The following is a 4,163-nucleotide window of genomic DNA, read 5'->3' as shown; positions in this document are numbered from 1 at the left end:
CCATGCAGTATATTAGATCAGGCAAGGCCGGGATTTTGATTTAGTCTGCCTTGGAGTGAGTCTTTGCGGCCTTTTTGACAAATTCCGGAACCTGTTTTCACGGATTCAGGTGATAACTTTTTACTCATAACGTCCTCATACGAAATACAAAACTATGATAATATACCTTAGTATCAGGAATACCTGGAAAATTACCTTTGCAAAAATACCTGGCGCAGGATGCATGCTCCTGACGTTGATATTCATGACTGTTGCAACTCCTGTCCTGGCCGGCTCCGGGGCCGTGGACCTGCCGCGGTTTCCTTCCATCAGCCCGGATGGCTCCAGGATAATCTTCAGCGCCGGCGGGGATCTCTGGCTGGCTGACTCCACAGGGGGGGAGGCCGGGCGTCTGACCCGGCACAGACATGACGACCTGCATTCCAACTGGAGCCCTGATGGCCGGGCTGTAGTTTTCACTTCCATGCGCGACGGCTACATGAACCTGTGGCGCATTAATATTGACGGTACAGAGGTAACCCAGTTGACCCACAGCGACCGCTTTATGCGCAACCCGGACTGGTCCAGGGATCATGAGGGCCGGGAGATGATCACTTTTTCCGGACTCCTGGAAGCGGATGTCTACCGGGAACAGCGCCCCTACAGAATTTCTCCTCTGGGAGGGCAGCATGAGCGCCTGCATCAGGCCTTTGGTTCCGAGCCCAGGCTGTCACCTGATGGCGGCAGAACCGCATTCACCCGCGGGGGATATTATCATGACTGGAACCGGCGTCATTACAGAGGCCCGGATGCCATGAACATCTGGATTCATCACCGGGATCAGGACAGATTTGAAGCCCTGACCACCCGGGATGGAGACGACGGCATGGCCCGCTGGGCAGGTGAGGATACCCTGATATTCATGTCCGACCGGGACCTGGATACTGTCAACCTGTTCAGGGCGGACCTGCGGGGGAATAACCCGGAATTTATCAGACTGACTGATTTCCAGGGCCGGGATGTGCAGTATTTTGATGTTTCTGCAGACGGCAGTACCGTGGTGCTGCAAGGCTGGGACCGGCTGTATATTCTTGACCTGGAAAAGCCCGGGGGCGGTCCTTTGCCTTTAGAGTTCCGGGCCGGGGACGACGGCAGGGAGAGGCATATCCTGCGCAGCATAGACAGGGATGTTACGGATGCGGCCCTGAGCCCGGACAACCAGGTGACGGCCCAGGTGGCTTATGGCCGGATTTATATTCGTCATGTGGATGAACACAGCCCCATCAGGGCCCTAGTTCCCGGAACTCATGCCCGTCACAGGGATCCGGCCTGGTCCCCGGACGGTCTGCGGCTTTATTTTTCAAGTGATGCTGACGGTACGGATTCCATCTACAAGGCCAGAGTAGCCCTGACCCGTGAGGAAATCCGCACCGGCCGGCAGGAATTTATCCGGGACGGGCTGACCGGTAATAGGCCTCAGCCGGACATGCCTGAAGCTCCAGGGACATCGCCTGCCCCGGATGAGGCCGGAGGCATGAAAAACGACACTATCCTGGATCAGCACCGGTTTGAAGAAGATCAGGTCGATCCCTTCGCACCCATAGACCCGGCAGATCCGGGAGCACCTGCTGATCCAGACCCGGCACCGGAGCCGGCGAATGATTACCCACCCGGGAATGACCAGCCTGAAGAGGATCTCGGACTTGATCAGGTTGAGGATCTGCCTGAAGAAATGAACCCTGCCCGATGGCATGATGCGGTTCATTTTCAGGTGAGGCCGATGGTGCAGACAGAGCACAATGACCGCCTGCCTTCACCGTCTCCGGATGGCGGCAGGCTCGCCTTCAGGCGCGGTTCCGGAGACCTGGTCATCAAAGACCTGGCTTCGGGTGAAAAGCAGACACTGGTGCAGGGCTGGGATCCCGGAATTGAGTGGCGCTGGTCCCCGGACGGCGTTTATATTGCTTACTCTCAAAATGATCTCGATTTCAGCTCCAACATCTTTATTGTTCCGTCAGACGGCTCAGCTGAACCGGTAAATATAACCAGACACCCCCGAAACGACCTGAGTCCCAGGTGGTCTGCCGACGGCCGGATATTATGCTTCATCTCCAACCGGGCCGGGAACTATGACGTCTACCGGCTGTATCTGGATCCGGGTATACAGCACCTGAGTCTCAGGGAACTGCACAAATACTACCAGCAAGCCGGAAAAAAGGCCGCCAAAATCCGTCCGCTGCCGGTGAGACTCCCTGGAAGCCCGTCTGTACCGGCACCTCCCGGCCTTGAGTCTGAGGAAATGGACCTGAAAAACGCCTGGCGGAGGGTTGAGCCTATAACCAGATCCCCGCTGAACAAGACCTCCCTGGAGATGACCCCGGGAGGGGACCAGTTTATTTTCAATTCAGGAGGAGAGCACCTGGTCACGATAAAGTGGGACGGAAGCGGGCGCAGGCGCCTGGGTGAGGCTGTGGATGTCCGGGGGCTGAATATCACCGGGGAGACAGTGGTTTATACCTTGCGGGGACAGGCAGGCCTTGCCCCCCTGGATGGAAAGGATCATAAGCACCCCGCAGTATCAGACCGCATCCGCATTGATAAACAGGAGCAGTCCCTGCAGAAATTCCGGGAAGCGGCCAGGATCATCCATGAGAGATTTTACTGCCGGGATATGAAAGGACTGGACTGGAAGTCCCTGGTCCAGGAGTACGAGAAACTGATAAGACGTACCAGGACGGCCAGTGAATTCAGTGACATAGCCAACCGTCTCATGGGTGAACTGGGGGCTTCGCACACCGGGGTTATTAATCCCGGTCCCGGTGTTGAGATGCGCGAACCTTCAGGCAGACTGGGCATAGAATACCAGAGGGTCCCAATGCAGGACGGTTCTTACGGTTACCAGGTGCAGGAAGTCGTCCCCGGTGGCCCGGCAGAGCTCAGCGCCCTGGCCATTGAGCCCGGGGATATCATTACCAGTATCGATCTGCGGGAATTTGAAGAGGGAGAGACCCTGCTGCAGAGACTGCGGGGAAAAGTAGACCAGGAAGTTATTGTCGGATTCAAGCGTCCTGCCGGCCATGAACTGCTCATGCATCATACCCTGACAACTCCGGTCTCTTATGAAGTATTGTACGGCTTACGATACGATGCCTTCCGGGATGAGAGCCGCAGCAAGGTTTCCCGGCTGTCCGGCGGACGCCTGGGATATATTCATATTCAAACCATGAATCAGGCCTCACTGGAGGACTTTCAGGCACATCTGTATGCTGCCGCTGAAGGAAAAGAGGGTCTGATAATTGATGTGCGCAACAATGCCGGTGGATATACCACGGACCTGATTCTGGCCTCCATAATGACCCGCGAACACGCCTACACCCTGCCTGCCGGAGCGGATCCCCAGAAGACCGGTCACTATCCCCAAGACCGCCTGCCCGTCCCGAGGTATACCCTGCCCATAAACATGCTGGCCAATGAGAAAAGCTTTTCCAACTCAGAGATCCTGGCTCATGCCTTTAAAACCCTGGAGCGTGGAACCCTGGTGGGTGAACAGACCTATGGCGGGGTCATTTCCGCTTCTAACTACAGGCTTATAGACGGTGCCCTGGTGCGGGTACCTTCAAGGGGATGGTATCTGCCGGATGGAAAAGATATGGAGCAATACGGAGCTGTTCCGGATCTGCACATTAAGCAGAAACCAGAAGATGAGGCTGCCGGGCGCGATCCCCAGCTGCGCAGGGCGGTCGAGAACCTGCTGCAGCGCCTGGACGGGTAGAGCCGCCCAAAGAAGGCCCTCACCATTCAGGGGGTACTCACTGGTGATGGCTGGCCGTTATCGGCCCACCTGAATGCTTACGCCATCGTCGGGTTTAAAAAAGTGGCTATACAATTTTGGCACATAATGCAATTTCTGCACAACTTTGCCCTGCCCTGCCGCACTATGCCCCTGGCAGCATTGTTTTCCTTTGCATGTGGCACGGGGACTGGCTCTCCCCGCACTTATTTTTCAGTAATGATCTTCACATCAGCAAAAAATAAGTGCGGGGGTGCCTGTCCCCTGCTTTCCTTGTCTTATTGTTCCCACGCTCTGCGTGGGAACATTCCCTGGACGCTCCGCGTCCACAATGACCGCAGGAGCGGTCGGGCTACGCTCCCACGCAGAGCGTGGGAGCGATAAACCCCCAGAT

General features: G+C 56.4%; 1 protein-coding gene. It reads left to right on the top strand.

What is annotated here, in order from left to right:
* The first annotated feature begins 223 nt into the window (after positions 1 to 223).
* Entirely contained in the window at positions 224 to 3,751 is a 3,528-nt protein-coding gene (locus QZP87_RS03380) for a S41 family peptidase (protein ID WP_291321506.1), read from the top strand.
* Positions 3,752 to 4,163 lie beyond the last annotated feature (412 nt).

The sequence above is a fragment of the Desulfonatronospira sp. genome (assembly GCA_003563255.1).
Classification (GTDB): domain Bacteria; phylum Desulfobacterota; class Desulfovibrionia; order Desulfovibrionales; family Desulfonatronovibrionaceae; genus Desulfonatronospira.
This window is presented reverse-complemented; position numbering and strand designations above follow the sequence as displayed.

Excerpts from the sequence above, each read along its gene's own strand:
- QZP87_RS03380 (WP_291321506.1), top strand. The coding sequence starts at position 224 with ATGCTCCTGACGTTGATATTCATGACTGTTGCAACTCCTGTCCTGGCC.